This is a genomic window from Pseudomaricurvus alkylphenolicus (assembly GCF_011683955.1).
In the GTDB taxonomy this organism is placed as follows: Bacteria; Pseudomonadota; Gammaproteobacteria; order Pseudomonadales; family Cellvibrionaceae; genus Pseudomaricurvus; species Pseudomaricurvus alkylphenolicus.
This window is the reverse complement of record NZ_JAAQPI010000002.1, coordinates 359,198-385,469: the sequence shown is the minus strand read 5'-3', so window position 1 is coordinate 385,469 and position 26,272 is coordinate 359,198. Positions and strand designations below refer to the sequence as shown.

Below are 26,272 nucleotides of genomic sequence, written 5' to 3'. Positions count from 1 at the left end.
GGTCCGTGAGCAGACCGATTAGCTGTTGTCACCGGAAGGCGTCAGGGTGGCCAGCTTTTCACCCATTCTGGTTGGCGTTCCCGCCTCATAGTTTTCGCACCAGTCAATGGCGTTTTCGCCAAAGAGTACGATGGCGGTGGAGCCCAACTTAAAGCGACCAATTTCATCACCAGTGTCGAATTCAAAACTGTCGTGGCCATCGTAACGGGTGGTTTTGATCGTTCGTGGTACCGGGGCAACCTGACCCGCCCAAACGGTTTCGATGCTGGCGACAATCATTGCTCCCACCAAAATCAAGGCCATGGGGCCGGCCTCAGTGTCAAACAGGCACACCACGCGCTCGTTGCGGGCAAACAGACGCGGTACATTTTCCGCAGTAGTGTCATTGACGGAAAACAGATCACCGGGCACGTGAATCATTCGGGTTAATTTACCCGCCAAAGGCAGGTGCACCCGGTGGTAATCTCTGGGTGACAGATAGACCACGGCAAACTTGCCGCCATCAAAACCGTTGGCATCCTCCTGTCGCCCACCGACCAGTTCCAACAAGCTGTAGTCCTGCCCTTTCGCCTGAAAGATACGGCCATGGCGAATATCACCAATCTGGCTAATGGCACCATCGGCAGGACAGACAACGGCATTTTTCTCTGCGCATATCGGACGAGCACCGTCTTTCAGCGCGCGCGTAAAAAAGTCGTTGAAGCTGGCGTAAGCGCAAGGGTCGGTCTGCGCTGCCTCGGCCATGTTAATGTTGTAACGTTTTACAAACCAACGGGTAAACGGGTTCTTGATCCAACTGATCGGGGTGTTGGCCAGCCAACCGGCCGCCCGGGACAGCAAGTGTTGTGGGACCAGATACTGGAAAGTGATAAACAGCTTGTCTTTCATAAATCGTTATTTCTCTGCCGAGGCGTTATTTTTCTACTGGCGTATGGGGGTGATTGCCCCACTCCGACCAGGAGCCGTGATAGCCACGAATATCAAATCCCAGGATTTTACCCAGTAAATAGGTAAAGCCTGAGCGATGATGGCTCTGGCAGTGGGTGACGATATGCTGCTGTTCGTTAAGCCCCAGGGCGTGGAGTCGCTCCAGAGCATCCGTGCGAATACGAAGCTGCCGGCTTGGGTCCATCATACTGGTCCATTCGCAATTGATGGCACCGGGGATATGGCCACCTTTTTGGGCCAGCACTTTTTCGCCACGGTATTCATCCGGGCCGCGTGCGTCCCAAACGGCAAAGTCATCCTGCCCCAATTGAGCCAGAATATCGTCGACCTCAACAACCACGTCCGCATCGATCGTCAGTTGCTGAGGCACGGCCTGGCGTTGGCCGGGGTCTGTACTGAGCGGCAAAGCGTCATGGCGCCAGGCGTGTATTCCGCCGTTGAGGTAGGAATAGTGCTGGTGGCCAATAGCATCCAGAGTCCAGATAAAACGACCTGCCCAACCGCCGCCTTCATCATCGTAGGCTACGACATGGGTGTCTGGTTCAAGTCCCAGTCGCTCGAACAGTTGTTCAAGTTGCGTTGTGTTGGCGATTCGGCCCGGTGCGGGAGGCTGACCACACACCAGTTCCTGGGGGCTGACATGAGCAGCTCCGGGCAGGTGTCCTGCCAGATAGGAATCCATACTGCACAAATCGACCAGCAGAATCTTAGGGTTGTTGAGATGAGGCTGCAGATCTTGCCCCTCGATCAAAAGTGGCAACAGGGAATCGGTCATGGGAAGGTCCTGTCTGACAGAGTTTATGAGACGCCTTGTGGTTGAGACGTGGTAGCACCGGACGGCATTTTACTGGAAAAGCGCCTCGACTGGAAAAGCTCTGCAAGCCGTAGTGGCAGGTTATCCGTTGCGGGGGGCTTTTTGCTGGCGACGCTTTCGTGCAAACGCCGTAATCGCCTGACTGGCAGCCCGACAAACCTGCTTGAATTGGTCCAATTGCCTGGCTTCAACCCCCTTGTGGGTGACCATGACCAGAGCCACGGCCTTGCTCCCATTGAATAAACCCATAACCAGCGTTTGATCAGGACAGATAAATGGCAGCAGTGCCTGCGGTAGCTTCTCCCTGACCGATCCAATGTTTGAGGGGTTGATCTGCAAACTGGCGGGGCGTTGCAGCAATTGACCAATCAGTCCCTGGCGAGTCGTTTCGTTGAGCGGTAACTGCAGGTGTTTAATGGGCGAATCTTCATCAACGCCGTGGCAGTAATGGCTGCGCAGGCAGTTTTGGCGGTCATTTCTGACAAAGATCACCACCTGCTGCCAACCGGCACCCTCACCCAGCGCACTCACAACGGTCAGCAGCAATTGATTAAGGTTATTGAATTGGGCACCTCGTTGTTGCAGTTTAAGCAACAGGCTTTTAAGCAGCGGTTGATTGGCATAAACCAGCGACGTGTTGCCATTTTCTGCTTGATCTGAAGAGGGATCCGGCAAGGACTCCATGGCGGGCATGGGTCTTAACACCGGTAACTCATCCTCTACACCGTCCGGGACTGTTTTCGGGCGTAGATCAGTTTGTGGCGACCCTATCAGGGGAGGCGTGATGTATCGGTAATCCCAATCCTGCAGTAAACGGTGTGCAAGGTGAGGCCAAACCTCGTAAGGCATGCGAGTATTGACAGCAGCCCGACGGCAAGCCAGTAATACGCGATCCTGGTCGATCCGACTGATACGGGAGAGCAATCGCTGGGCGCGAAGGCTATGGCGATGGGACCAGTGTAATGCACCCTGAGCGGCGACTTCATTGGCTGCAATTACCGCGGAGCTGGGGTGATAAAAGCGATGCTCAATTTGAGCAGGCAGGGTGCTGCTTTCGTCAGCGAATACAGTTCCCTGATCAGACAGCCATTGTGAAAAACGTGATCCCAGGGTCAGGCAGCGGCCACAGCTTGTCAGGAACTGTTTGGGCTGGTGTTGCCACGCCTGCTGTGCCAGGGTCGGCAGTGGCCAGTGCGGAAACAACGCGTTGCTCAGTTGCCACAGGGTAACACCGAATACCTTGGTTTCCAGTACACTGCGGAGTTGTCGGCCATTGGCCTGCAAACCCTGCAAAGTCTGCATATGTTCGGGGTAGTGGTGCCATAATGCCCACTCAGGTACCCGCAAAAACAGTGTCGCCAGCACTTGTGCCTCAGTTCCTGAGGCATTGGGTTGGGTCAGCCCTGCCATGATCCCGGCTGCCAGATCGCTTTGAGTTAATACTTCGAGATAGCCGGCGTGGGTCTGTTGCTGCTGTCGCGACAGCCTGGGGGCACTTCGCAGTATTTTTTCGACCTGTGGCAAGCCCATCAGACTGACGGCATGAGCCAGGTGTCGGACTTCATTATTGTTTTTTTTCAGAACCCTGTTGGCCTGAGTAATCAGGCGAAGTTGCAGCACCCCATCAGACTGGCTGGCTGCGGCGACATTGTCAGCTGTTGCGTTGGGGTGATGCAGGGCAGCCAGCACGGTATCAAAGGTCTCGGCCAGAATAGGCAACTGATCCAGATCGGCCAGCTGCTGCTTCAACTTTGCAAGTCCGGGAGGCTCTGGTAAATCAACAACCCTGGGTTCAATACCGCTCAGATTGTTTTGTAATACCGGTTCTCTCACTGCTGGCTATCCAGAGTAGAGAGAATATGCCGGAAGCTGGCCATGCGTACCTCGCTGATATCACCGTCTTCCAGGGCCTGTCGAATGGCGCAGCCAGGTTCTTTTTTATGGGCACAGTCGCGAAATTTGCAATGGCCCAAAAACGGGCGGAATTCTACGAAGCCCTCTAACAGACTCTGTTCATCCATATGCCACAAACCAAACTCGCGAATGCCCGGAGAATCGATCAAATGCCCGCCACGGGGGAAATGAAACAGCTGCGCCGTGGTCGTGGTATGCGTGCCTTTCTGGGTTATTTCTGACAATGCCCCCACCTTGAGGTCTTCGTGTGGCAGCAGCATATTGATCAGGGATGATTTGCCCACCCCGGATTGCCCCACAAAAACGCTGGTGTAATTGGCCAGGTAGTCCGTCAACTGGGCCAGCCCCTCCTGGGTTTTGGTGGACATATCCAGCCACTCGTAGCCTAACTGCGTGTAACGCTGTTTCATTTCCTCCAGGCGTTGGCGGTTGCTGTCATCCAGGCGGTCGATTTTGTTGAGCAGAATAATGGGCTGGATTTCCAGTGTCTCGGCTGCCACCAGGTAGCGATCGATCAAGTTCCCATGAGGCTCTGGATAGGGAGCGATGACAATCACAATACGATCGATATTGGCAGCGACCGTCTTCATATCGCCATAGGGATCGGGTCGGCTCAATTGGGAATGACGAGGCAAGACCGCCACGATCACTCCGAGCGGGTCTCCACTGCGCCAAACCACCCGGTCACCGGTGACAAGAGAACCCAGATTGGCCCTCATGTGGCAGCGATAGACTTCTCCGCAATTGTCCCCGTCTGTGGCTTCCACCGAGACCTGAGTACCGTAATGGGCGATCACAAGGCCGTGCTGTTCAGGGCCAAGGTCTCCTTCCGTCAGTTGCTTTTGAGTCTGGGCTTCTTTTTTCGCCGCCCTGGCGGCCCGCTCTTCCTGGACTTTTTGGATGCGCCAGGCTTGGCGGCGGGAGAGTTTGCGTTTGCTCATGTATCAGCGCCGATAGGTTTCTGTGACGCGGGAGGCTATAGTTACCCACATAACGGCGGTTTTCCGCCCACACGCCCTTCGAAAGAACAGCATTGTAGTGGATTTGAACAACATGAAGAAAGAAGACAATCTCATTTGGATTGATTTGGAAATGACCGGACTGGTGCCAGAGCAAGATGTCATCATCGAGATCGCCACCATTGTGACCGATTCCGAGCTTAATATTCTGGCCGAAGGCCCGGTCTATGCGATTGCCCAAAGTGAAGAGATCATGAATGGCATGGACGAATGGAACACTCGCCAGCATGGCCGCTCGGGCCTGACCAAGCGGGTGTTGGAGAGTGCAATCTCCAGCGCCAAAGCAGAGGACGACACGATTGAGTTCCTGCGGCAGTGGGTTCCCGAAGGAAAGTCGCCTATCTGTGGCAACTCAATCTGCCAGGATAGACGTTTCCTGGCCCGTTATATGCCAAAACTGGAGGCCTACTTCCATTATCGCAATCTGGATGTCAGTACGCTGAAGGAGTTGGCGCGGCGCTGGAACCCGGAAGCTCTGGCCGGGGTTAAAAAGTCCGGTGCGCACCTGGCGCTTGACGATATCAAAGACTCCATCGAAGAGCTGCGTCACTACCGCAAGACATTTATCAGGTAACTATTGATTCAGTGTCCTAGGAATTGTAGAGATCCAGTACCAGTCCCCAGGCATTGTGGGGCTCGGGCACATCCCAGTCGGTGTATACAGCGTCATAATTTTGCTGAAACTCTTCCCCCACTTGTCGAAAAGTGGGGCGGCCGGGGTCTGTGAGCAGGGCTCGCTCGACTCCAGCCTCCATCGCCCGCTCCAGCAGCTCACGGAGTGGATCCACCATACTGTCCCAGAAGCAGATATCGGCGCCGATAATCATGTCGAACTGAGTCAAATCTTCGGTGGTCACCTCTTCAAAACGCATTTGAATGGTGTCGACGTTGACTCCGTTGATTCTTGCATGATGCTCAAGATAGGGAAAAACACTGTCATCGGCGTCCAGCGCGATCACCTCGGCACCAAACTGTCTGGCACAGTAGATTCCTCCGAGGCCCCATCCACAGCCCAGCTCCAGAATGCGGCTGCCTGGGTCTGGTGGGCACTCATTCAAGTAATCCATTAACACAAAGGTGGACTTCCAGAATTTGTTGCCATGAAGTGAGGCTTCACCGCTCTCTTTCTTCAGACGACGGATATCCGGATGGCTGTTTTTCAATATCTCCAGGCCAAAAGCCTGCCGGGAATGCACGGTGCTCATAGAATTAAACTGCTTTATGGGGATTTTTGATCTTGCGCTGGCGTCGCCGTCGCGGTTGTTGGTGTTTTCGCAGTGCCCATTGCACATGTTCGCGCACCAGTGCTGAAGGATAATCGAGTTTCTGTTGCAAACTGTTGACGGCCGATTCACTGTCATCGGCATTACCCAGGCCCACCGCCAGATTGCGCAGCCAGCGCTCATAGCCGATACGGCGGATCGCGGAGCCTTCGGTGTTGGTAAGAAAGGTGGTCTCGTCCCAGTCAAACAGCGTGGTCAATTCCGCCTGATCAAGTTTGTGCCTGGGGGAGAAATCGGACTCAGTGGTAAAGCTCGCGTATTTGTTCCAGGGGCAAATGGCCTGGCAGTCGTCACAGCCGAATACCCGATTGCCCATCGGTTCACGGAATTCCACAGGGATGGCTCCCTTGTGTTCAATGGTCAGATAGGAAATACAGCGACGGGCATCCAGTTCATAAGGGCGTGGAAAAGCATCAGTCGGGCACACTTTCAGGCAGGCCTGGCAATCCCCGCATTGGTCGCGTTCCAGCTCAGTGTCTATTGGCAACGGCAAGTTGGTGTACACCTCTCCGAGGAAAAACCAGCTACCAGCCTGGCTGTTGAGCAGCAGCGTGTGCTTGCCCACCCAACCGAGTCCGGCCTTGGCGGCCAGGGGGCGTTCCAATACCGGGGCGCTGTCGACAAATGCCCTCTGCTGTACAGTTTCGCCAGTGTCATCGGCGCTTTGCTGCTGGAGATAGTCGCCGGCGGCGAGCTCTATTTTTCTGGCCAGTTGACTCAGTCGCTTGCGAATCAACTTATGGTAGTCGCGGCCCAGGGCGTAGCGCGACACATAGGCTTTATCTGGTTGCTTGAGTATACGGATCTGCTCCGTATCGGCGGGCAGGTAGTCCAGGCGTGCACAGATAACTCTCTGGGTTCCGGGCAGTAGCTTTTCCGGTCGGCTGCGCTTGTCGCCGTGTTCACCCAGCCATTGCATATCCCCCTGGTAGCCTTTGTGCAACCACTGGCGCAGCCGTTGTTGCTCCTGACTCAGCTCGATGTCGGCGATTCCCACCTGTTGAAAACCCAGCTCCCTGCCCCAGGTCTTGGTTTGATCCGCCAGTTGTTGCAGAAAGTGCTCTGAATAGGGTGAGGGTGGCATGGACAGTGTTGCTAACTCGATGAGGTTAAAGACAAATTTACGTATAATTGTGCCAGATTTCCTCCAGATTCGAGAGCACTACATGGCTACCAGCCCCTCCGATGAGTTTTCCATCACCCCTTCATCTGCATATTCCAATGGAGTTGCCCGTTACACCACCCGGCTTCCCACCCAGCTGTACCTGGCCGAACAGGTCCGGGAGCTGGATCGGATCGCGATTGAAGAGCACCAGGTTGCCGGTATCCGACTCATGAAACGTGCCGGTCGTGCTGCTTTTGGGGCACTGTTGGATCGCTGGCCGGAGACTGAACAAATCACAGTGTTCTGCGGTGCCGGCAACAATGGCGGTGATGGTTATATTGTGGCAGCCCTGGCGGCTCAACGCCGTATTCCGGTGACAGTTGTGCATGTTGCCGCGCCAGAAAAGCTTAAGGGAGACGCCCTGAGGGCCTATGAATTTGCCCTGCGAGAAGGGGTGTTGATGCAGCCGTTTGACGAACAGCAACCTGTACCCGCCTCCGTGCTGGTGGATGCCCTGCTTGGCACCGGCTTAAAGGGCGACGTCCGTAGCGAGTACCGCCAAGCCATCGAAAAAATCAATGCCAGTGGTCTGCCCGTGTTGTCGGTGGATCTGCCCTCCGGTTTGTGTGCGGATACCGGCGTCGAATTGGGATTGGCCGTAAAGGCCGAGGTCACGATCAGCTTCATCGGACTGAAACAGGGGTTGCTCAGCGGCAGAGGTCCGGCCCTGTGCGGCCAACTGCTCTATTCCGATCTGGAATTGGCTGAGGAAATTACCGCCGCCTTGCCACCGGCCTCCCACAGGCTGGATCTGGCGACTTTGCTGGAGCGGCTGCCTGCCCGCGATGCCGACAGCCACAAGGGACACTTTGGTCATGTGATGGTCGTAGGCGGTGACCATGGATTTGCCGGCGCCGCACTGATGGCGGGTGAAGCCGCCGCCCGGTGCGGATCGGGGCTGACCAGTGTGGTCACCAGAGCTGAACATCTGGCGGCAATCATTGCCAGATGTCCGGAGTTGATGGCAACCGCTGTCGCGAGTGGACAGGAACTCAAACCACTGTTGCAGCGTCCCAGCGTTCTGGTGATTGGCCCCGGGCTGGGGCGCTCGCCCTGGTCCGAGCAATTGCTCCTTCAGGCGGCGCAGAGCGATTTGCCCCAAGTGCTGGATGCCGATGCCCTTAATATTCTGGCAGAAGGGAAGGTTGTTGAATCGACGCCTCGTGCCAACCGAGTGTTGACACCACATCCCGGCGAGGCGGCACGCCTATTGGGCTGCAGTGTTGCTGAAGTGCAGGCGGACCGCTTCAAGGCAGTGCAGACACTGCAGCGCAAATACGGCGGTGTGGTTTTATTGAAGGGAGCCGGGACGCTGATTGCCGATGAGCAACAAGTGTATGTTGCTAATGTGGGCAATCCCGGCATGGCCAGCGGAGGCATGGGCGATGTATTGAGCGGGATGATCGGTGCGCTGCTGGCACAGGGACTGTCGCCACTGGATGCGACTTGCCTGGCGGTGTGTCTGCATGGCAGCGCTGCGGACCTGGCGGCGGAAGAGTCGGGCCAAAGGGGGTTGCTGGCAACCGATCTGTTGCTTTATGCCCGCCAACTGCTCAATAGCGAGGTGGCTGTGTGATGGTCAAGTATCTGACTGATGAGGATGCCACCGTGGCCTGGGGACAGCGTCTTGGCAACAGTCTGGATGCCGGAGCCGTGATTTTTCTGCAAGGAGATCTCGGGGCCGGAAAAACCACCTTTAGTCGCGGTGTGCTGCAATCATTCGGTCATTCAGGAGCGGTTAAGAGCCCCACTTATACCCTCGTGGAACCTTATGAGCTTTCGGATTGCACGCTTTATCACTTTGACCTTTACCGATTGGGGGATCCTGAGGAACTTGAATACATGGGCATTCGGGATTACTTCGAGGATGACAATGTGTGCCTGGTTGAATGGCCCGAACGCGGTGCAGGCATATTGCCCCTGGCGGATATCGAGGTAACACTGGGTTCAAAGCCTCCCGGACGAGAAATGATCTTGCGTGCGGGCACAGCGCGTGGTGAAGACATTCTGGCGCGACTGGTGTCAGAGTAACCAGGGGGGATGTTGGCGTTTTGTGCGGAAGTTTGACATATTATCCTGGCTATCAATTGATCAATCAATGAGAGATCTTTTTTCCTGTGTCTATGTTCCTGCATTTATTTGCCAGAGTTTAGGGCCGCTACATTGAAACTGCCGCTTTGGATTGCCGTTATTCTGGCCCTGTGCACAGTCCCGATTGCCCGGGCGATGACCGATGTGGACAGCGTTCGTATCTGGCGGGCACCGGACCACACGCGTTTGGTATTTGATCTCAGTGCACCGGCACAGCACAAGTTGTTTACGCTCGATAACCCATCCCGGATTGTGATTGATCTCAAAGACACGCGTTTGAAAGCGAGCTTATCGAACCTGCAGATCGATAAAACTCCGATCAAAAAAGTCCGCAGCGCACCTCGCAATGGCAAAGACCTTCGTGTGGTATTGGATCTGACGGCGCAAATCCAGCCCAAGAGCTTTCTGCTGAAAAAACACGGAGACAAGAATGACCGCCTGGTGGTGGACTTGTTTGATCGCAGAAAGGTCAAGGAAAAGACAGTACCCAAGGCGGTTTCCCAGGCACAAAAGCAGCGGGATATCATTATCGCTATTGATGCGGGGCATGGCGGCGAAGACCCGGGGGCCCTGGGGCCCAAAATAGGCAAGCGGCGGCTGCGTGAAAAAGATGTTGTACTCGCCATCAGCAAACAGCTGGCGACGCTGATCAATGCCGAAAAAGGTTATCGGGCGGAGCTGATCCGAACCGGAGACTACTACATTGGCTTGCGCAAGCGCCGCAATCTGGCCAGAGAAAAAAGGGCTGATCTGTTTGTTTCCATTCATGCCGATGCCTTCAAAAATCCCAAAGCTCGTGGAGCCTCGGTTTTCGCGCTTTCCCGTCGGGGGGCGACCAGTGAGACGGCACGCTTTCTGGCACAAAAGGAAAATGAGGCTGATCTGATCGGAGGTGTCGGCAGCGTCAGTCTGGATGACAAGGATGCCGTATTGCGCGGCGTTCTGGTGGACCTTTCGATGACCGCCACTCTGGGTTCCAGTCTGCAGGTGGGCAGCAAGGTACTGTCCAATATGGATTCGGTAGCTCGCCTGCACAAGCAACAGGTGGAGCAGGCCGGCTTTGCGGTACTGAAGTCGCCGGATGTACCCAGTATCTTGGTTGAAACGGGTTTTATTTCCAACCCGGACGAAGCCAAGAAACTGAACAGTCAGTATTACCGCAGAAATCTCTCGAAGGCGATCTTTAAGGGGATCAAGGAGCACTTCAGTGCATTTCCGCCAGCGGGAACCTATGTAGCTGCTGTACAAAACGGTAGCGTTCAGGTCGCCGCTGTGAACGGCGGTAAGACAGGGCGTCAAGCACGAGAGCATATTATTGCCCGCGGTGACACCCTCAGCGCCATCGCCCGCCGCTATGATGTCAGCGTCAGAGACCTGCAGAAGGCCAATCGACTTAACGGCAGTTCCATTAAAGTTGGCCAACGCCTCAAAATACCTGCCTCCTGAACCCAATCGGCAGTCAAACACAATTCACGGTTTATCCATGTCAAAAATACAACTACTCAGTCCCCGTCTTGCCAACCAGATCGCTGCCGGTGAGGTGGTGGAACGCCCGGCTTCGGTGATCAAGGAGGTTCTGGAAAACAGTCTGGACGCAGGCGCGACCCGACTGGATGTTGACATAGAGAATGGTGGCATCAAACTGATGCGGGTGAGGGACAACGGCGGCGGCATTGCCAAAGACGACCTGCCGTTGGCTCTGAGTCGCCATGCCACCAGCAAAATCTATCACCTCGATGACCTGGAGGCGGTCGCCACGTTGGGGTTTCGGGGAGAGGCTCTGGCCAGTATCAGTTCTGTTTCGCGTCTGACCATTACCAGCAATACCGGGGAGGCCAGCAATGGTTGGTGCGCTCAGGCCGAAGGGCGGGATATGCACACTGAAGTATCTCCCGCTGCCCATCCTCAGGGGACCACGGTGGAGGTACGCGATCTGTTTTTTAACACCCCCGCCAGGCGCAAGTTCTTACGCACCGAAAAGACAGAGTACAACCGCATTGAGGATGTGGTAAAACGTCTGGCGCTGTCGCAATTTCAGGTTTCCTTTAACTTACGACACAATGGCCGGGTGATTCACAGTTGGCGGGCGGCTTCGTCGCAACTCGAACGCGAGCGCCGCGTGGCGCAGGTGTGCGGTCCGGCGTTTATGGAAAACGCCGTACATATCGATGTTGAGCGCAGTGGTTTGCGGCTTTGGGGGTGGGTGGCGCTGCCCACGTTTTCCCGCAGCCAGGCAGACCTGCAGCATTTTTACGTCAATGGCCGCGCCATCAGAGACAAACTGGTCACTCATGCCGTCAGGCAGGCCTATCAGGATGTGCTGTTTCATGGTCGTCATCCCGCTTTTGTTTTGTATCTTGAGTTGGACCCGTCGACGGTGGATGTCAACGTACATCCAACCAAGCATGAGGTCCGGTTTCGCGACAGTCGCATGGTGCACGACTTTCTGTTCCGAAGTCTGCATCATGCCCTGGCTGAGGTGAGGCCCCAGGATCAGCTCACTTCACCTACGGAAGACTCACTGGTTCCCTCGCCCAATGCAGCGGCGAGCGGAATTGCGGCCGGAGAGTTCAAACAGCAAGAAGCCATGAGTTTTCGGCCAACGAGTCACTCACCCAATTCCGTGCGTGAGCAAATGCCAGCTTATCAGCAGCTATATTCCGTGGAGCCTCAGGCAGGCCAATACCAGGCGCCCATTAGCAACAGTATACCGACAGCACAACATACATCGACTGCCCCGGTGCCGAGCATGCAGGATATTGAGGCGGCCAATGGTGAAGTGCCACCGCTGGGCTATGCGATTGCTCAACTCAAGGGTATTTATATTCTTGCGGAGAACGCCCAGGGATTGGTGGTTGTCGATATGCATGCGGCCCACGAGCGCATTACCTACGAGCGAATGAAGCAGGCAGTGACCGCCGAAGGGCTTCAGGCGCAACCGCTGCTGGTTCCAGAGACGATCGCCGTCAGTCAGAAGGAGGCCGATCTGGCTGAACAGCACCCGGAAACGTTCCGCTCCTTGGGGTTTGAATTACAGCGGGCGGGACCTGAAAGTTTGCTGATTCGACAGATACCGGTATTGCTCAATCGTGCAAACGTGGAGCAATTGGTGCGAGATGTGTTGTCGGATCTGGTGGAATACGGTTCCAGTAAACGAATCAGTCACCATATCAATGAGATTCTGGCGACCATGGCTTGTCACGGTTCGGTGCGGGCCAATCGCAAGTTGAGCATAGCCGAAATGAATGCACTGCTGAGGGACATGGAGGCCACCGAACGCAGTGGTCAGTGCAACCATGGCCGGCCCACCTGGACGCTGCAGACACTGGACGAATTGGACAAACTATTTCTGCGAGGCCAGTAGTGCCGAGTCCTGCACCACATTGGCGAGTGTCTCGATTTGTGTCTGTTGCATGCAGACGAACTCCAGGGCTTGTTCGGCCGTGAGTGGTTTTGAATACAAGTAGCCCTGGCCAAAATCGCATTGGTGATGGTTCAGAATACTCTGGTGAGCTTCGGTCTCTATGCCCTCCGCGACTACCAGTAAATTCAGTTTGTGGGCCATGGCAATAATGGCACTGACGATTTCTTCATCGTCCTTTTCTTGCGTCAAATCCTTAATAAAAGATCGATCGATTTTAAGGATGTCGAGTGGCAGTGATTTCAGATAGCTTAATGAGGAATGACCGGTGCCAAAATCATCAATGGCCACGGTAACCCCCAATACCTGCAGACTTCTCAACTGGCGGCTGGTCAGTTCAATGTTATCCATCAACATAGATTCTGTGATTTCCAGTTCAAGGCAATCGGGACTGAGCTCGTGACGTCGCAATGCCTGCTCTACCTGATTGGCGAGATCGCAGTTCTGCAGCTGTCGGGGCGAGATGTTTATGGCCAGTCGTATATCTCCGGCCCCTCTCAACTGCCACTCGTGCAATTGCCGACAGGATTCGTCGATAATCCAACTGCCCAGGGGCACAATCAGTCCCGTTTCTTCCAATAGACCGATAAAGCGGTCGGGATACAGCAGCCCCCTGTCGGGATGCTGCCATCGAACCAACGCCTCGAAACCGATAATGGTGCCTTTGGCAAGGTCCACCTGAGGCTGGTAATGCAGAACAAATTCCTGCGCGCGGATAGCCCGCCTCAGCTCACTCTCCATGGCCAGCTGTTCAACGGCTTGATCTGTCATGATGCGATCAAAGCGCTGGAATTTATTGCGACCCAGGGCTTTTGCTTTGTACATCGCCAGATCGGCATTTTGCAAAAGATCTTCACTGGTGCGACCATCCTTGGGAGCGGTGACGATGCCAATACTGGCGGAGATAATCAACTCTGTGGAACGGAGTCTGATGGGTACCCGCAGTCGCTTGAGTAAATGGTCAGCGACAATTTCATGATCACTTTCGTCATTGAGGCCGTTGATAATAATACAGAATTCATCCCCGCCAAGCCGGGCAATAATATCTGTGTTGCGCACACAACTGCGCAGCCGCTGCGCGACGATTTTCAACAGTTCGTCGCCGGCGTTATGACCCATCGAGTCATTAATGCGCTTAAAATTGTCCAAATCAATAAACAACAGTGCAAATGGATGTGATTCAATATCTTCGTTTTGCAAGGCTTCTGAAATGTACTCCATAAAGGCGCGGCGGTTGGCCAGATCCGTCAGGCTGTCGTACATGGCCATGGCGTGCAGCGTGTCGGCTTTGCGGTTGATGTCCTGGCGCATGTCAGTGAGTTTTCGACACACCTCTTCCTCGGTTTCATTGAGGATATCGATTTCGTCTCTAAACCAATGGGTTGTCCGGTTTTTCTTTAGTCGGTCGAGCGCCGTGGAGAATTCTCCGGTTATCAATAATGGCAGTAACTGCGCCTGCTGATGCAACCGGCTGATGGGTTGCCAAAGCAAAGACAGTAACAGGAGACAAGACAGGGTAATGCCGCCTATGGCAACCACGATGTGGAAATTCTGCGCGGACTCCATCCACTGAGAGCGTTTGGAGACGTCCACCACAATAACAAAATGGACGGAATCAGGTACGTTAGGTAGCGATGTCAGCGACACTTCATAGGTGTTTTCATCCACCTGTATGGATTGTATGTTGTTGACAGCATTACTAAAGTTGACAGACCGTTGCAACTTTTGCAGCAGTGGCAGTGACTGACTGGGATTGGTCATTAACTTAATGGTCTGTTGCCAATTCTTCAGATCTTTAACAGATACTCCCCGGTTATCGACCGAGGGGATGAGAATGCCAATGCTGGTGTTGGCGATCAGACTGAAGTCAATGAGCAGATCCGCCAGGGAAACCTCCAGCTGGATGTGATAAGCGTTGCCGTGATCGTCGATGACGGGTGAATTGATGACTTGTCTGCAGGTGGTATGGCAGTCTATTTGCCAGATCGGGGCTGGCGCCATTTCGCCGGACAGGTTGTTACCAAGGTCAGTTTGCCAGATTCGTTTACCATGTTCATCAAAGAGTGTTGCAGATTCAATGCCCCAGTTCAGCTGAAGCGTGGGCCAATTTCGATTCAAATTATCGATCAGAGAATGCGAGTCTCCACGATTTTCTGCATCGCCACTACCCAGAGATGGTATCAGGTCGATCAGTTGCAGACTCTGGCGATAGGATTGCAATAATAATCCGGATAGCTCATTTTGTAAGTCGTGAAAATTGCTTTGTTGTTGCTGGGACGCGAGGGAACTCATCTGGTAGGAATTCAGGAAAACCAAGAAGCCACACAGTGTCAACAGCACGGCTAGTATCAGGCTGATGGCCTTCCATTTGAGGCTGAAAAAAAGATTGGATTTATCTCTTGAAGCATTCAAAACTGATAACTCACTTTGGCCACAAAAAGAGACCAGTTCTTTTCCGATTGCGCCAGGTTATTCTCATTGTGAGACAGCCAGGCGGTTCCCTTGATTCGGTGTGCTTCGACGCCTATATGCCAGCGCTTGCCCGCGTTATAACGTAACCCCAGCGTCGTGTCGTAGGCATATTGTGTGTACGAGGGGATTGCGGTAGCGGATTCGAACTCGCGACCATGCTTGTCGTCCTTGTGCGCGTAATAGATATCCCTGCGGATGAATACCTGCCAGCTGCCGCTTATACGGTAAGCGGCGCTGATGTAAAAGCTGCGTGTCGGTTGATTCACTCGCCCTCTTGGTGAGCTGTCGCGGCGATGAAAGGTGAGGTTTTGGAACTCGGACGTCAATTGCCAGTCTTCGTAGTTCAGTTCGGCGGACCAGAGTTTGACTCTGGTCACTGTGCGCCCGGGATATCCATGGAGAGGTATAGTAACGAAAACCCCAGGTTCCACTTCCACCTGACGGGTCCCGGGATCCGGTTCCAGATCCGACTGAACGCGTACTTGAGTGTAAGCAAATCTGAGTAAACCGCCATAGCTTTCCAACAACACTCTGCCGAGTTCAATCTCCTCGTCCACCAGGTCGCCTTGCATGCCTATAGGGATCAGAAATTCGTTTTCGACCAGATCCGTCATCTGCGGCGTTCCCTTGAGCAAGTCGAGCTGGAAGAGGTGTTCACCCAGATAATAGTTCCCGTAAAAGGAAACCGAGTCCGAGGTGTGATAGACATCTCTGATGGGATCTCGATAGATTGACTCAGCCAAGAGCACCGAGGGGCGATTGGCGGCGACATCCCGGGTGTCGTTGTAAAAGCCATAAGGGTTCTTGATTCTCCCCGCTCTGAAGCCTGCCTGCCCCGACAGTTCCTGCATCAGGGTCAGATCCATCAGTGCATAATCCGTATAGACATCATCACGGGAGGTGTCGCCCGCTCGCCGGTACAGCGCCTGTCCTGCAATCTGAAGTTTTGTGTAGGGGCGCCAAGTGAAACCAACCGCGACATCGGTGAATTCCCAGCTGAGCTCTTCGCTATCGCCAAAGAACCGATTATCACTGGTCAGCGTCAATCCCTGGCTGACGTACCCGTGTAGCTTGGGTTGAGTCAATTCAGTCGCTGCGGTGGCGGCGGCGTAACTGAGGCTGAATAACAATGCCAACAGGTTTAACAAGCGCGAGTTTCGCGCGCCGACCCTGTCACTAACGCAGCGAGACAACAACAAGGCGTCCATGGGCGTTTCCTTTATGTTCATTGGCATCAGTGTTCAAGTAGCCGATGCTTCCCGGGGTTGCAGCGAGACGACGGCGCATTTCCGTTTCGCTGGCAACCTCAACGGGGGCCTGGCCGATACCTGTGTAGACCAAGCGGTTCCAGTTTCGGCGCAATTGATGTGGAAGCAGCGTCAGAACTTGACGGACGAATGTTTGATGCTGAGGGTCGTCATCCGGCAGCACAAACACGGTGATGGGGCTGCCGTCGGGCCAGGCCCTTACCCGCATACTGAAAATAGCCCTCACTTCATTGAGACTCAACGATTCGACGTGGGGAGGCGGATTCAAGGTCAACCTGGCATCCGCCATAGAGGGGCCTGCCAGACACAGCCACAGAATCAGGCAGCGGGACAAATATCTGCGCATCGTGGGCACACCAGAACCGCGTTGTGAGGACCGCGCTACAGATCCTCTTGCAACATCAGGAAGTGCAATGAGTGGTTGAATCACTTGGCCTCCGCATCCTTGTTTGAGGGTTGCCCAAATGCTTGACGCGCCATTCCAGGGAGGTTTCTCCCAGAGTGTAGTTCAGATTCTTGACTTTTGGGTTGCCGCCCAAACTCAAATTTTCGATCCCGGGGCAAAGACTGGTAATATGCACAGGTTTTTCTCAATGCCATGTTGATGATGTCTAACGCACCTTCTCGCTCCCGCACCGGCAAACCCTTGGTGATATTCCTGATGGGCCCAACAGCCTCGGGTAAAACGGATCTGGCTATTGCGCTGCGCCAGCAATTGCCGGTTGAACTGATCAGTGTGGATTCCGCCCTGGTTTATCAGGGCTTGGATGTGGGCTCGGCCAAACCGAGTGAGGAAGAGCAGCGAGCGGCCCCCCATCGGTTACTGGATATCCGGGATCCGGCAGAGCCTTATTCGGCCGCTGATTTTAGAACCGATGCCCTGCGAGAGATCGATGATATCCATCAAAGCGGGCGAATACCCTTGCTGGTCGGTGGCACCATGCTGTATTTCAAGGCCTTGCTGGAAGGGCTTGCCGACATGCCGGCGGCCGCCCCTGAAATCCGGGAGCAGATAGAGAAAGAAGCAGAAGAGAAAGGCTGGCCATTTATTCACCAACAATTGGCAGCGGTGGATCCCCATGCGGCGGCAGAGATTCATCCCAATCACTCACAGCGCTTGAGCCGTGCTCTGGAGGTTTATCGCAGCAGCGGACGCACCATGACTGAGCTGCGCGCGGAGCAAGACCGCCAGGCACAGGATCTGCACCAACGATATGACGTGGCACAGTTTGCCATTGCACCCAGAGACCGCTCTGTCCTGCATCGGCGCATTGAAACCCGATTTGAAAAAATGTTGGAACATGGGCTGCTTGAGGAGGTCAAAGGGCTGATGCAACGGGGGGACTTGCATCCCGATCTGCCGGCTATACGAGCGGTTGGGTATCGTCAGGTATGGGAATACCTGACGGGGGAATCTTCGCAGCAGGAAATGATCGAGCGTGCCACCGCTGCGACCCGCCAGCTGGCGAAAAGACAGCTGACCTGGCTCAGGGGCTGGGAGGGCCTCAATTGGGTCTATACAGACACCCCTGAGGGGCAAAGTCGCAAAAAAAGTGTGCTCGTCAACGAAATTTTAAACTTTTTACCCGAACAGGCCCTATAATAGGGCTGTGTTGAATCCTTTGGATTCAGCTACAGTCAGTTTATTGCAGTTATGTTTCATAACGTTTATTGCCGCCTCCGGTAACCCGTTGATTTACCGGTCTTTTTTGGCGGTGTGCGATTACGCTTTTGTATATTCGAAGAGAAGGAGAATAATTATGTCAAAAGGGCATAGCCTACAAGACCCTTACCTAAACGTCTTGCGCAAAGAGCGCATTCCCGTTTCCATCTATTTGGTGAACGGCATTAAATTACAGGGGCAGGTCGAATCCTTCGACCAATTCGTAGTTCTGCTGAAGAACACAGTCAGTCAAATGGTATATAAACACGCCATCTCCACGGTTGTTCCGTCGCGGGCTGTGCGTGTGCCGATGCTCAACCCTCAAGCCTCAGAAGGCGAAGAGAGTGACAGCTAACACTTTGAGGTACGTCGTTGTTTTTTGAACGTCCCGATTCCGGTGAACTGGCGGTGCTGGTTCACCTGGAATTTCCCCAACACACCGATCCCGATGATCCCCGCGAATTCGAAGAACTGGTCCTTTCTGCTGGTGGCGACCCGGTAGATTTTGTCACCGGTCAACGCTCCACGCCTCACGCCCGCTATTTCGTGGGAACCGGCAAGTTGGAACAGCTCAAGCAGTGCGTGCAATTGCACCAGGCAGAGTTGGTGATCTTCAATCACAATCTGTCTCCCAGTCAGGAGCGGAACCTCGAACATGAGCTGAAATGCCGCGTGTTGGACAGAACCGGATTGATTCTGGACATATTTGCCCAGCGTGCGCGAACCCACGAAGGTAAGCTTCAGGTTGAGTTGGCGCAACTGCGCCACATGTCGACACGCCTGATTCGCGGATGGACCCACCTTGAACGCCAGAAGGGCGGTATCGGTCTGCGAGGCCCGGGTGAAACCCAGCTGGAAACGGACCGCCGCTTGCTCAGGGTGCGCATCAAGTCCATCGAAAAGCGCCTGGAGAAGGTTCGTCGGCAGCGTGACCAGGGCCGGCGCTCACGCCGGCGCGCGGAAGTCCCAACCCTGTCGCTGGTGGGTTACACCAACGCTGGCAAGTCGACGCTGTTCAATTACATTACCGCAGCAAATGTTTACGCCCAGGACCAACTGTTTGCAACCTTGGACCCGACCATGCGTCGAATCCAGCTGCCCAGCATTGGTGCGGCGGTGCTGGCGGATACGGTAGGGTTTATCAGCCATCTGCCTCACCGCTTGGTCGAAGCCTTCCGGGCCACCCTGGAAGAGGCCGCCAGCGCTGACGTTCTGTTACATGTTATCGATGCGGCAGCGGAGGAGCGCAGCCGCAATATTGAACAGGTGGAGCAGGTGCTCAAAGAGATTGGCGCCTCTGAGCTTCCGCAGCTCAGGGTATATAACAAGATAGACCTGCTCGACGAACCCAACCCCCGGATTGACCGGGATGACCAGGGCATGCCGGTCGCGGTCTGGTTGTCCGCCCACAGTGGTGAGGGTGTAGAGCTGCTGTTTGACGCAGTGGCGGAATTGCTGGGGCAGGAGTGGGTCCAAAAGACGTTGTACCTGCAGCCAGATCAGGCGCGGCTGCGCGCCAAGCTCTATGCCAGTAACGCGGTTAACGGTGAACAGTATGCCGACAACGGCACTATCGAGCTGGATATCAACATCCAAAAAACGGATTTGCTGCGTATTCTCAGTCAGGAGCAGCTGGAATTTGATGCTTTGAGCTGGCAGGCCTAGCGAGCGATGTCGGCCGGCATGGCCTCGGAAAAACAAATCGACTATTTATTGATCGATGCCGATAAGATTACTGCACAGAAAGGTAATTTGCGGTTAATAATTCAGTCGGCTTTGCTAGAATCCACCTAATTCCACGTGCCTTCCGTGCCGAATGGAGTGAACAGACATTATGGAGACAAACTATGGCCTGGAATGAACCGGGTGGTAATAATCAGGATCCCTGGGGGGGCAATAACCGCGGTAATGACGGTCCCCCGGATCTGGACGAAGCGTTGAAGAAGTTCCAGGACAAACTCAGCGGAATTCTAGGCAGCGGCTCCGGCGGTGGTGGCACCGGCGGTGGTATGAGCGGGGCATCGATGGGCCTGTTGTTTGTGATAGTGGCCATCCTTTACGGGCTGTTTGGTTTCTATCAGGTTAACGAACAGGAGCGGGCGGTAGTGTTGCGCTTTGGGGTTTACCTGGAGACCAAGGATGCGGGTCTGCGCTGGAATGCGCCACTGGTCGATGACGTCACCCGGCTCAACGTGACCAAAGTTCGAACACACAGTTCCCGTGGTGAGATGTTGACCCAGGATCTCAACATTGTGGAGGTTAATCTCTCCATTCAATACCGCGTTGACGATGCCCAGAGCTTTGTCCTCAATGTCCGCGATCCCGAACGCAGTCTTGCCCAGGCCACAGACAGTGCCCTGCGTCATGTTGTCGGTTCCACTGAGATGCACGAAGTGCTGACCGAAGGGCGTGAAAAAATCGCCATCGATGTGGAAACCCGACTGCAGCAGTACCTGGATTCCTATGAAACCGGGATTCGAGTGGACAAGGTCAACGTTCAGGAAACCAATCCTCCCCGGGAAGTACAGGCTGCATTTGACGACGTGAACAAGGCCCGTGAAGACGAAGAGCGTCTCAAGAATGAAGCCGAAGCCTACGCCAACGGCATCATCCCTGAGGCTCGTGGTAAGGCACAGCGTATGATCGAAGAGGCCACCGCCTACCGTGAGCAGGTGGTTGCGAAGGCCGAAGGTGAAGCCAAGCGCTTTGAACAGCTGCTGGCCGAATATCAAAAGGCGCCCAAGGTGACCCGTGAGCGACTCTATCTGGATGCCGTGCAGGAAGTAATGGCCAACAGCTCTAAAGTGATGATCGACGTCGAAGGGGGCAACAACATGCTCTACCTGCCCTTGGACAAGATCGTCAATTCCTCCGCCTCCGGGACCATACGCAACATGGAAATCTCCCCACAGGTGGTGCGTGAAATCACAGACCGGGTGACCGACCAGCTGCGCCGAGAGGCAATCACCAACACCCGCCGCAGGGAGGTTCGTTAAGCATGAACAACAAAATGATGGTCCTCTTGGCCAGCTTTTTTATCGCTGTCATTGTTGCCTCCAACACCCTCTATATCATCAAAGAGACCGAACGTGGGGTTAAGTTGCGATTTGGCAAGGTGGTGGATAACGATCTGCAGCCGGGTCTGGGGGTTAAATTCCCCATGGCCGATGAGGTGCGCAAGTTTGACAGCCGTGTGCTGACGCTGGACGCCCGTCCCGAGCGTTTCCTGACGGTTGAAAAGAAGGGCATGATTGTTGATTCCTTTGCCAAATGGCGCATCCAGGATGTGGGCAAGTACTACACCGCCACTAACGGTGAAGAGGCCCGCGCCGAACGCCTGCTTGCCCAGCGCATCAATGAAGGCCTTCGTAATGGCTTTGGCGATCGCTCGTTGCAAGAGGTGGTCAGTGGTGAACGTGACCAGTTGATGAACAACCTCACAGACAGTCTCAACAAACTGACCAACGAAGAGTACGGTGTAGAGCTGGTGGATGTGCGTATCAAGCGTATCGACCTGCCCGAGCAGGTCAGTGACTCCGTGTTCAACCGTATGACCACCGAGCGTGAGCGGGAAGCCCGTGAGCACCGCTCCAAGGGTAAAGAGCAGGCTGAAGTCATTCGCGCCGATGCCGATCGCCAGCGTACAATTCTGGAGGCTGAAGCCTACCGGGATTCAGAACTGCTGCGCGGTGAAGGCGACGCTAAGGCGGCGGCTATATACGCCGGCGCCTACAATCGCGATCCCGAATTCTACAGCTTTGTCCGCAGTCTCAACGCCTATAAGGAAACCTTTAGGAACAAAGACGACGTCATGCTGGTTGATCCGGACAGCGACTTCTTCCGGTACCTCAAGAACAGCAAGGGTAAATAACCCCCACGGGCCGTGTGACATTGTTCCCGGCCCACCAACGGTGGTAGAATGCCGCAACCGGGTCCAATGGGCCCGGTTTTTTTGTGCCATTTGCCAGAGCTCCTAGCTGGAATTAATGGGGCAGGTCATTGAAAAACGCCCTGCGGGCGAGCAAATCTGGGCAAATTGGCCAATTATGTGGGAAGAACTGGGCAGAGCGCTGTGTCTGATGCTGGTGCTGGAAGGCATAGTCCCGTTTCTTTATCCCCAGCGTTGGCGTCGACTGGTTACCCAGCTGGCCAATATCAATGACCACCAACTGCGCTATATGGGCCTGTTCAGCATGCTGCTGGGTGCCGGCCTGTTATATCTGATGAATTAAATGAGGCAGACAAGCGACCATGACCTACGCTGACCGTTGGTTATTGCCTGATGGTGTCGAAGATATTCTTCCTGAAAAGGCCGCTCGCATTGAGTCCCTGCGCCGCCGCCTAGTGGACCTCTACCGACGCTGGGGCTACGAGCTGGTGATTCCACCGCTGATCGAGTACACGGAGTCCCTGCTGATTGGCCTGGGCCGAGATATCGATCTGATGACCTTTAAAGTCACTGACCAGCTCTCGGGCCGCTCTATGGGCATCCGGGCTGACATTACGCCCCAGACTGCGAGAATCGACGCGCACAGCCTCAAGCGCACAGGCCCTTCTCGCCTTTGTTATGCCGGTCATGTGTTGCATGCCAAACCCAAATCTCCCCTGGCAACCCGCTTGCCCATTCAAGCGGGTGTTGAACTCTACGGAGAAGCCGGGCTGAGCGCCGATATCGAAGTTATATCACTTTTGCTGGCTTCTCTGCAGGAATGCGGCCTGCAACAACTGAATATGGATCTGGGTCACGTCGGCATTTTCAGAGCCCTGGCGTCAGCGGCCAATCTGGATGCCACTCAGGAGCAGGATCTGTTTGATTTGTTGCAAGGTAAGGCCGTCACCGATATCGATAGCTGGGTCAGTGACAATATCGGGAATCCCGAACTGGCCGCAATGCTGCGTGCTCTGCCTGAATTGGCCGGTGGACGTGAAGTCCTGGCCCGGGCACGCAAGCAACTGGCGGCTGCACCAGAGGCTGTGGCCACAGCTATCGATGCGTTGGAAGCGGTATCCGCCGCTGTGATCGAACGCTACCCCCAGGCAAACCTTTATTTTGATCTTAGCGAGCTACGCGGCTACAACTACCATACGGGTATTGTGTTTGCAGCGTTTGCACCCGGCTATGGTGAAGCTGTGGCGAATGGTGGTCGCTATGATCACGTCGGCGAAGTATTTGGTAATGCCCGGCCGGCAACCGGATTCAATGTGGATATTACGGCCATTGACGGCCTGTTAAAGAACCGTGTCGACAGCCAGGGTGCGATATTTGCGCCGGCTAGCGATGACAACGCCCAGTGGCAAGCCATCAGTGCATTGCGAGCCAAGGGCGAAGTGGTGGTGTGTGGCTTCGAAGGACAGGGAGTCGCTGACATTAATGTGGACTGTGACCGTCAATTGGTATTGGCAGCGGGCGAGTACCGCGTCAAATCCCTGTAATTTTTATCGATCTGAGAGTTATTTGAGCAATGGGTAAGAACGTCGTTGTTTTGGGCACCCAGTGGGGTGATGAGGGTAAAGGCAAGATCGTTGATCTGCTGACCGACCAGGTATCCCTGGTGGCACGCTTCCAGGGCGGCCACAACGCGGGCCACACTCTGGTGATTGACGGTAAAAAAACCGTACTTCACCTGATCCCTTCGGGCATTCTGCGCGAAGGCGTGACCTGCATGATTGGCAACGGTGTGGTGCTGGCCCCTGATGCCCTGATCAAAGAAATGGCCGGCTTGGAGGAGAACGGTGTGCCTGTGCGCGAGCGCCTGCGCCTGTCTCCCGCCTGTCCGTTGATCCTCCCTTACCACGTTGCGCTCGACCAGGCACGCGAAGCCGCTCGCGGCAATGCCAAAATCGGCACAACAGGTCGCGGTATCGGTCCGGCCTATGAAGACAAGGTTGCCCGTCGCGGTCTGCGCCTGGGTGACCTGATGAATCCTGAGCGCTTTGCCACCAAGCTCAAGGAAGTCATGGAATACCACAACTTTGCTCTGACCCAATACTACAAGGCTGATGCCGTTGACTATGATGTGGTGCTGAAGGATGCACTGGCCTGGGGTGAGGAACTGCGTCCGTTGGTAGCCGATGTGACTGACCTGTTGCACAGTGCCCGCGAAAACGACGAAAGCATCCTGTTTGAAGGGGCTCAAGGTTCACTGCTGGATATCGACCATGGTACCTATCCGTTTGTGACCTCCTCAAATACCACGGCGGGAGGCACGGCAACGGGTTCCGGATTTGGGCCCCTGTATCTGGACTATGTTCTGGGAATTACCAAGGCCTATACTACCCGCGTTGGCAGCGGCCCCTTCCCCACCGAATTGTCCTGTGATGTAGGTCAGCATCTGGGTGAAAAGGGTCACGAGTTTGGTGCTACCACAGGTCGTCAGCGCCGCACCGGTTGGTTTGATGCGGTTGCGGTTCGCCATGCCATTCGCATCAACAGTATTTCCGGTCTGTGCCTGACCAAGCTGGACGTACTGGATGGTCTGGAAACGGTTAAAATCTGTATCGGTTATCAGGATGCCGATGGCAACAGCATCAACGTACCTTTCGACGCCGAAGGCTGGGAAGATGTGACGCCTGTATATGAGGAAATGCCCGGCTGGACCGAATCGACCTTTGGTGCCCAGAACTGGGATGACCTGCCGGCTAACGCCCAGGCCTATATCAAACGTCTCGAAGAACTGGTGGGCGCACCTGCGGACATCGTCTCCACAGGCCCAGATCGCGTTGAGACCATCGTATTGCGTCATCCGTTCGAATAATGGATTGATCGCCTGCGAAAAAGCCGCTCTCCGGAGCGGTTTTTTTATGCCCGCCGGAAATACCCTGTCAATAAAAAAGCCCGCAACGCGGGCTAAAGAGAGATTGTACGTAGGAAACCGACTGTCAATAAACGCAACTGGCAGGGCTGCCTAGAGCACGTCCTGCAAGTCCTCGTATGCGACAGCAGCCAGCAAAGACACATAAATTCCAACGGTAATCAACATGACTAATACCTCCGAGAGAAAAGAATTGGGTTAGCCGTTAGGCTTGTTGCACAGTGTAAAAAGTGCACTAATATTCTTCCAATGGTACATTTTCAACTATCTCATGAATTTAAGTCATATTGGGTCTGGGCACTTAAAACATCTGTACATTATCTTATGTATGTTTTTGTATTGAGTGTTATTTCTTGCATGCCAGTGTGAGTCCAGTACGGCTGATAACTGGTGTGTGAATGGATATTAAAAACCTTGACCGAATCGACCTGAACCTGCTGGTCGCGTTGCAGGTCATGCTGGAAGAGCAAAGCGTATCGCGTGCTGCTGAGCGGCTCTACCTAACCCAGTCTGCGATGAGCAAAACCCTGGGCCGTCTGCGCGACCTGTTTGATGACCGCCTGTTTACCCGTACTTCTGCTGGCATGGTACCCACACCGCGTGCGTTGGAACTGTCGGAAAAACTGCCGCGACTGCTTTGCGGTGTTCAGGACCTGGTTTCCAGCAAAGAATTTGAGCCTGAAACCCACAGTGCGGAATTTCAGCTTGTCATCCCGGACTTCGTGGGGTTTTGGGCGATTCCCGATTTAATGAAACGTCTGGCCAGCCAAGCTCCCGGACTACGGTTAAAAACCTTCAGCCGCGCAGATAACCAATTAGATCAATTGGCCGAGGGAAATCTCGATCTGATGATTGAGGTGGAACGTCAGCATTATCCCACGGACTACAAAATCATGACTGTAGGCTTTGCACCTCCAGTCATGCTGGCACGTAAAGGTCACCCCTTGGAAGGCAAGACCCTGACATGGGAGATGATAGCCCGTTACCCGCAAGTCAGGGTCTATATTCCGGATCTGGGAGAAACGCAATTCGTGACCCAAGGCGATAGTCAGTTCGTTCGCTATGAATCACAGGTTCAGCCGCATCTCCAAACCGGGCATCTGTTTACCGCATTGCAAGTGATCAAGAGTACGGATTACCTTTTACCCGGTCCTCCGATTTTTATCGAGGAATCGGATCTCAGCAATAACGTGATTGCACTACCCTTGCCGGACGATGAAGTGGTGATGCTTAAGTACGTGATGGTCTGGCATGAGCGCACGCAACACTCACGGGCGCATCAATTTCTGCGTGCTCGAATGACGGATACCGTTGATTACTATCGACAACAGCGAGGCATGGACAGCCTGGATCAAATGCGGCGTAATCGCAATCTACCCTATTGATCGGGGTTGCCTTCTAC

Annotated in this window: 23 protein-coding genes; 14 read left to right on the top strand and 9 right to left on the bottom strand. The window is 54.5% G+C overall.

Features of this window, described 5'->3' with window-relative positions; genetic code table 11:
* Positions 1–18 precede the first annotated feature (18 nt).
* From asd to rsgA, 4 genes are all read right to left on the bottom strand, one after another.
* Entirely contained in the window at positions 19–888 is an 870-nt protein-coding gene (asd, locus tag HBA55_RS07050; RefSeq protein WP_166988809.1) for an archaetidylserine decarboxylase, read from the bottom strand.
* 25 nt (positions 889–913) lie between these two features.
* Complete coding sequence (locus HBA55_RS07045) at positions 914–1,723, bottom strand: rhodanese-like domain-containing protein (RefSeq protein WP_166988807.1); 810 nt, start codon at positions 1,721–1,723, stop codon at positions 914–916.
* A 120-nt stretch (positions 1,724–1,843) separates the two neighbouring features.
* A complete protein-coding gene (locus HBA55_RS07040) occupies positions 1,844–3,595 on the bottom strand; it encodes an HDOD domain-containing protein (protein ID WP_166988805.1) in 1,752 nt (583 codons plus the stop codon).
* Complete coding sequence (rsgA, locus tag HBA55_RS07035) at positions 3,592–4,617, bottom strand: small ribosomal subunit biogenesis GTPase RsgA (protein WP_166988803.1); 1,026 nt, start codon at positions 4,615–4,617, stop codon at positions 3,592–3,594. Before rsgA ends, HBA55_RS07040 begins: the two co-directional genes overlap by 4 nt.
* Positions 4,618–4,729: 112 nt before the next feature.
* Here rsgA and orn point away from each other — a divergent pair, with 112 nt between their 5' ends.
* Positions 4,730–5,269: an oligoribonuclease gene (orn, locus tag HBA55_RS07030; protein ID WP_166988801.1), complete on the top strand. Its 540-nt coding sequence runs from the start codon at positions 4,730–4,732 to the stop codon at positions 5,267–5,269.
* 16 nt (positions 5,270–5,285) lie between these two features.
* Here orn and HBA55_RS07025 read toward each other — a convergent pair whose 3' ends face one another.
* Together HBA55_RS07025 and queG are read right to left on the bottom strand one after the other, a co-directional pair.
* Positions 5,286–5,900: a class I SAM-dependent methyltransferase gene (locus HBA55_RS07025; RefSeq protein ID WP_166988799.1), complete on the bottom strand. Its 615-nt coding sequence runs from the start codon at positions 5,898–5,900 to the stop codon at positions 5,286–5,288.
* 4 nt (positions 5,901–5,904) lie between these two features.
* On the bottom strand, positions 5,905–7,062 hold the full coding sequence (gene queG / locus HBA55_RS07020; RefSeq protein ID WP_166988797.1) for a tRNA epoxyqueuosine(34) reductase QueG: 1,158 nt from the start codon (positions 7,060–7,062) through the stop codon (positions 5,905–5,907).
* Between the two features lie 82 nt (positions 7,063–7,144).
* Here queG and HBA55_RS07015 point away from each other — a divergent pair, with 82 nt between their 5' ends.
* The 4 genes from HBA55_RS07015 (at position 7,145) to mutL (ending at position 12,598) form a co-directional block, all read left to right on the top strand.
* Positions 7,145–8,719: an NAD(P)H-hydrate dehydratase gene (locus HBA55_RS07015; RefSeq protein ID WP_166988795.1), complete on the top strand. Its 1,575-nt coding sequence runs from the start codon at positions 7,145–7,147 to the stop codon at positions 8,717–8,719.
* Positions 8,719–9,174: a tRNA (adenosine(37)-N6)-threonylcarbamoyltransferase complex ATPase subunit type 1 TsaE gene (gene tsaE / locus HBA55_RS07010; protein WP_166988793.1), complete on the top strand. Its 456-nt coding sequence runs from the start codon at positions 8,719–8,721 to the stop codon at positions 9,172–9,174. The genes HBA55_RS07015 and tsaE overlap by 1 nt, the downstream gene beginning before the upstream one ends.
* Positions 9,175–9,369: 195 nt before the next feature.
* On the top strand, positions 9,370–10,680 hold the full coding sequence (locus tag HBA55_RS07005; RefSeq protein ID WP_166989527.1) for an N-acetylmuramoyl-L-alanine amidase: 1,311 nt from the start codon (positions 9,370–9,372) through the stop codon (positions 10,678–10,680).
* A 37-nt stretch (positions 10,681–10,717) separates the two neighbouring features.
* Entirely contained in the window at positions 10,718–12,598 is a 1,881-nt protein-coding gene (mutL, locus tag HBA55_RS07000) for a DNA mismatch repair endonuclease MutL (RefSeq protein WP_166988791.1), read from the top strand.
* Here the strand turns inward: mutL and HBA55_RS06995 are convergent.
* The 3 genes from HBA55_RS06995 to HBA55_RS06985 form a co-directional block, all read right to left on the bottom strand.
* Positions 12,578–14,947 carry a putative bifunctional diguanylate cyclase/phosphodiesterase gene (locus HBA55_RS06995; protein WP_166988789.1) on the bottom strand — a complete coding sequence of 790 codons (2,370 nt, stop codon included), beginning with the start codon at positions 14,945–14,947 and terminating at the stop codon, positions 12,578–12,580. The two genes, mutL and HBA55_RS06995, sit on opposite strands and share 21 nt — an antisense overlap.
* 116 nt (positions 14,948–15,063) lie before the next feature.
* The gene (locus HBA55_RS06990; RefSeq protein ID WP_166988787.1) at positions 15,064–16,335 is read right to left on the bottom strand and encodes a hypothetical protein; all 1,272 of its coding nucleotides are present in this window, start codon (positions 16,333–16,335) and stop codon (positions 15,064–15,066) included.
* Positions 16,304–16,741, bottom strand: coding sequence for a substrate-binding domain-containing protein (locus tag HBA55_RS06985; protein WP_206019596.1), 438 nt, complete (start codon positions 16,739–16,741; stop codon positions 16,304–16,306). Before HBA55_RS06985 ends, HBA55_RS06990 begins: the two co-directional genes overlap by 32 nt.
* A gap of 315 nt (positions 16,742–17,056) precedes the next feature.
* On the opposite strand from HBA55_RS06985, the gene miaA reads away from it, so the two are divergent.
* The 9 genes from miaA (at position 17,057) to HBA55_RS06940 (ending at position 26,255) form a co-directional block, all read left to right on the top strand.
* Positions 17,057–17,998 (top strand): tRNA (adenosine(37)-N6)-dimethylallyltransferase MiaA, encoded by a 942-nt coding sequence (gene miaA, locus HBA55_RS06980; protein ID WP_240945942.1) that lies wholly within the window; start codon positions 17,057–17,059, stop codon positions 17,996–17,998.
* A gap of 157 nt (positions 17,999–18,155) precedes the next feature.
* Entirely contained in the window at positions 18,156–18,413 is a 258-nt protein-coding gene (gene hfq, locus HBA55_RS06975) for an RNA chaperone Hfq (protein WP_166988785.1), read from the top strand.
* Between the two features lie 17 nt (positions 18,414–18,430).
* Complete coding sequence (gene hflX / locus HBA55_RS06970) at positions 18,431–19,723, top strand: ribosome rescue GTPase HflX (protein WP_166988783.1); 1,293 nt, start codon at positions 18,431–18,433, stop codon at positions 19,721–19,723.
* Positions 19,724–19,905: 182 nt separating this feature from the next.
* Positions 19,906–21,054 (top strand): FtsH protease activity modulator HflK, encoded by a 1,149-nt coding sequence (hflK, locus tag HBA55_RS06965; RefSeq protein ID WP_166988781.1) that lies wholly within the window; start codon positions 19,906–19,908, stop codon positions 21,052–21,054.
* Positions 21,055–21,056: 2 nt separating this feature from the next.
* A complete protein-coding gene (gene hflC, locus HBA55_RS06960) occupies positions 21,057–21,929 on the top strand; it encodes a protease modulator HflC (protein WP_166988779.1) in 873 nt (290 codons plus the stop codon).
* Positions 21,930–22,044: 115 nt separating this feature from the next.
* Positions 22,045–22,290 (top strand): DUF2065 domain-containing protein, encoded by a 246-nt coding sequence (locus HBA55_RS06955; RefSeq protein ID WP_240945941.1) that lies wholly within the window; start codon positions 22,045–22,047, stop codon positions 22,288–22,290.
* A 19-nt stretch (positions 22,291–22,309) separates the two neighbouring features.
* Positions 22,310–23,491 carry an ATP phosphoribosyltransferase regulatory subunit gene (locus tag HBA55_RS06950; protein WP_166988777.1) on the top strand — a complete coding sequence of 394 codons (1,182 nt, stop codon included), beginning with the start codon at positions 22,310–22,312 and terminating at the stop codon, positions 23,489–23,491.
* 29 nt (positions 23,492–23,520) lie between these two features.
* Positions 23,521–24,813, top strand: a complete 1,293-nt coding sequence (locus HBA55_RS06945; RefSeq protein ID WP_166988775.1) for an adenylosuccinate synthase — start codon at positions 23,521–23,523, stop codon at positions 24,811–24,813.
* A gap of 455 nt (positions 24,814–25,268) precedes the next feature.
* On the top strand, positions 25,269–26,255 hold the full coding sequence (locus HBA55_RS06940; protein ID WP_166988773.1) for a LysR family transcriptional regulator: 987 nt from the start codon (positions 25,269–25,271) through the stop codon (positions 26,253–26,255).
* The last annotated feature ends 17 nt before the right edge of the window (positions 26,256–26,272 follow it).

Excerpts from the sequence above, each read along its gene's own strand:
- hflK (WP_166988781.1), top strand. The coding sequence starts at position 19,906 with ATGGCCTGGAATGAACCGGGTGGTAATAATCAGGATCCCTGGGGGGGC.
- HBA55_RS07025 (WP_166988799.1), bottom strand. The coding sequence starts at position 5,900 with ATGAGCACCGTGCATTCCCGGCAGGCTTTTGGCCTGGAGATATTGAAA.
- HBA55_RS06995 (WP_166988789.1), bottom strand. The coding sequence starts at position 14,947 with ATGAGTTCCCTCGCGTCCCAGCAACAACAAAGCAATTTTCACGACTTA.
- orn (WP_166988801.1), top strand. The coding sequence starts at position 4,730 with ATGAAGAAAGAAGACAATCTCATTTGGATTGATTTGGAAATGACCGGA.
- asd (WP_166988809.1), bottom strand. The coding sequence starts at position 888 with ATGAAAGACAAGCTGTTTATCACTTTCCAGTATCTGGTCCCACAACAC.
- miaA (WP_240945942.1), top strand. The coding sequence starts at position 17,057 with ATGGGCCCAACAGCCTCGGGTAAAACGGATCTGGCTATTGCGCTGCGC.
- hflC (WP_166988779.1), top strand. The coding sequence starts at position 21,057 with ATGAACAACAAAATGATGGTCCTCTTGGCCAGCTTTTTTATCGCTGTC.
- rsgA (WP_166988803.1), bottom strand. The coding sequence starts at position 4,617 with ATGAGCAAACGCAAACTCTCCCGCCGCCAAGCCTGGCGCATCCAAAAA.
- HBA55_RS07015 (WP_166988795.1), top strand. The coding sequence starts at position 7,145 with ATGGCTACCAGCCCCTCCGATGAGTTTTCCATCACCCCTTCATCTGCA.
- hfq (WP_166988785.1), top strand. The coding sequence starts at position 18,156 with ATGTCAAAAGGGCATAGCCTACAAGACCCTTACCTAAACGTCTTGCGC.
- queG (WP_166988797.1), bottom strand. The coding sequence starts at position 7,062 with ATGCCACCCTCACCCTATTCAGAGCACTTTCTGCAACAACTGGCGGAT.
- HBA55_RS06985 (WP_206019596.1), bottom strand. The coding sequence starts at position 16,741 with ATGCGCAGATATTTGTCCCGCTGCCTGATTCTGTGGCTGTGTCTGGCA.
- HBA55_RS06955 (WP_240945941.1), top strand. The coding sequence starts at position 22,045 with ATGGGGCAGGTCATTGAAAAACGCCCTGCGGGCGAGCAAATCTGGGCA.
- mutL (WP_166988791.1), top strand. The coding sequence starts at position 10,718 with ATGTCAAAAATACAACTACTCAGTCCCCGTCTTGCCAACCAGATCGCT.
- HBA55_RS06950 (WP_166988777.1), top strand. The coding sequence starts at position 22,310 with ATGACCTACGCTGACCGTTGGTTATTGCCTGATGGTGTCGAAGATATT.
- HBA55_RS06940 (WP_166988773.1), top strand. The coding sequence starts at position 25,269 with ATGGATATTAAAAACCTTGACCGAATCGACCTGAACCTGCTGGTCGCG.
- tsaE (WP_166988793.1), top strand. The coding sequence starts at position 8,719 with ATGGTCAAGTATCTGACTGATGAGGATGCCACCGTGGCCTGGGGACAG.
- HBA55_RS06990 (WP_166988787.1), bottom strand. The coding sequence starts at position 16,335 with ATGGACGCCTTGTTGTTGTCTCGCTGCGTTAGTGACAGGGTCGGCGCG.
- HBA55_RS07045 (WP_166988807.1), bottom strand. The coding sequence starts at position 1,723 with ATGACCGATTCCCTGTTGCCACTTTTGATCGAGGGGCAAGATCTGCAG.
- HBA55_RS07005 (WP_166989527.1), top strand. The coding sequence starts at position 9,370 with ATGACCGATGTGGACAGCGTTCGTATCTGGCGGGCACCGGACCACACG.
- HBA55_RS06945 (WP_166988775.1), top strand. The coding sequence starts at position 23,521 with ATGGGTAAGAACGTCGTTGTTTTGGGCACCCAGTGGGGTGATGAGGGT.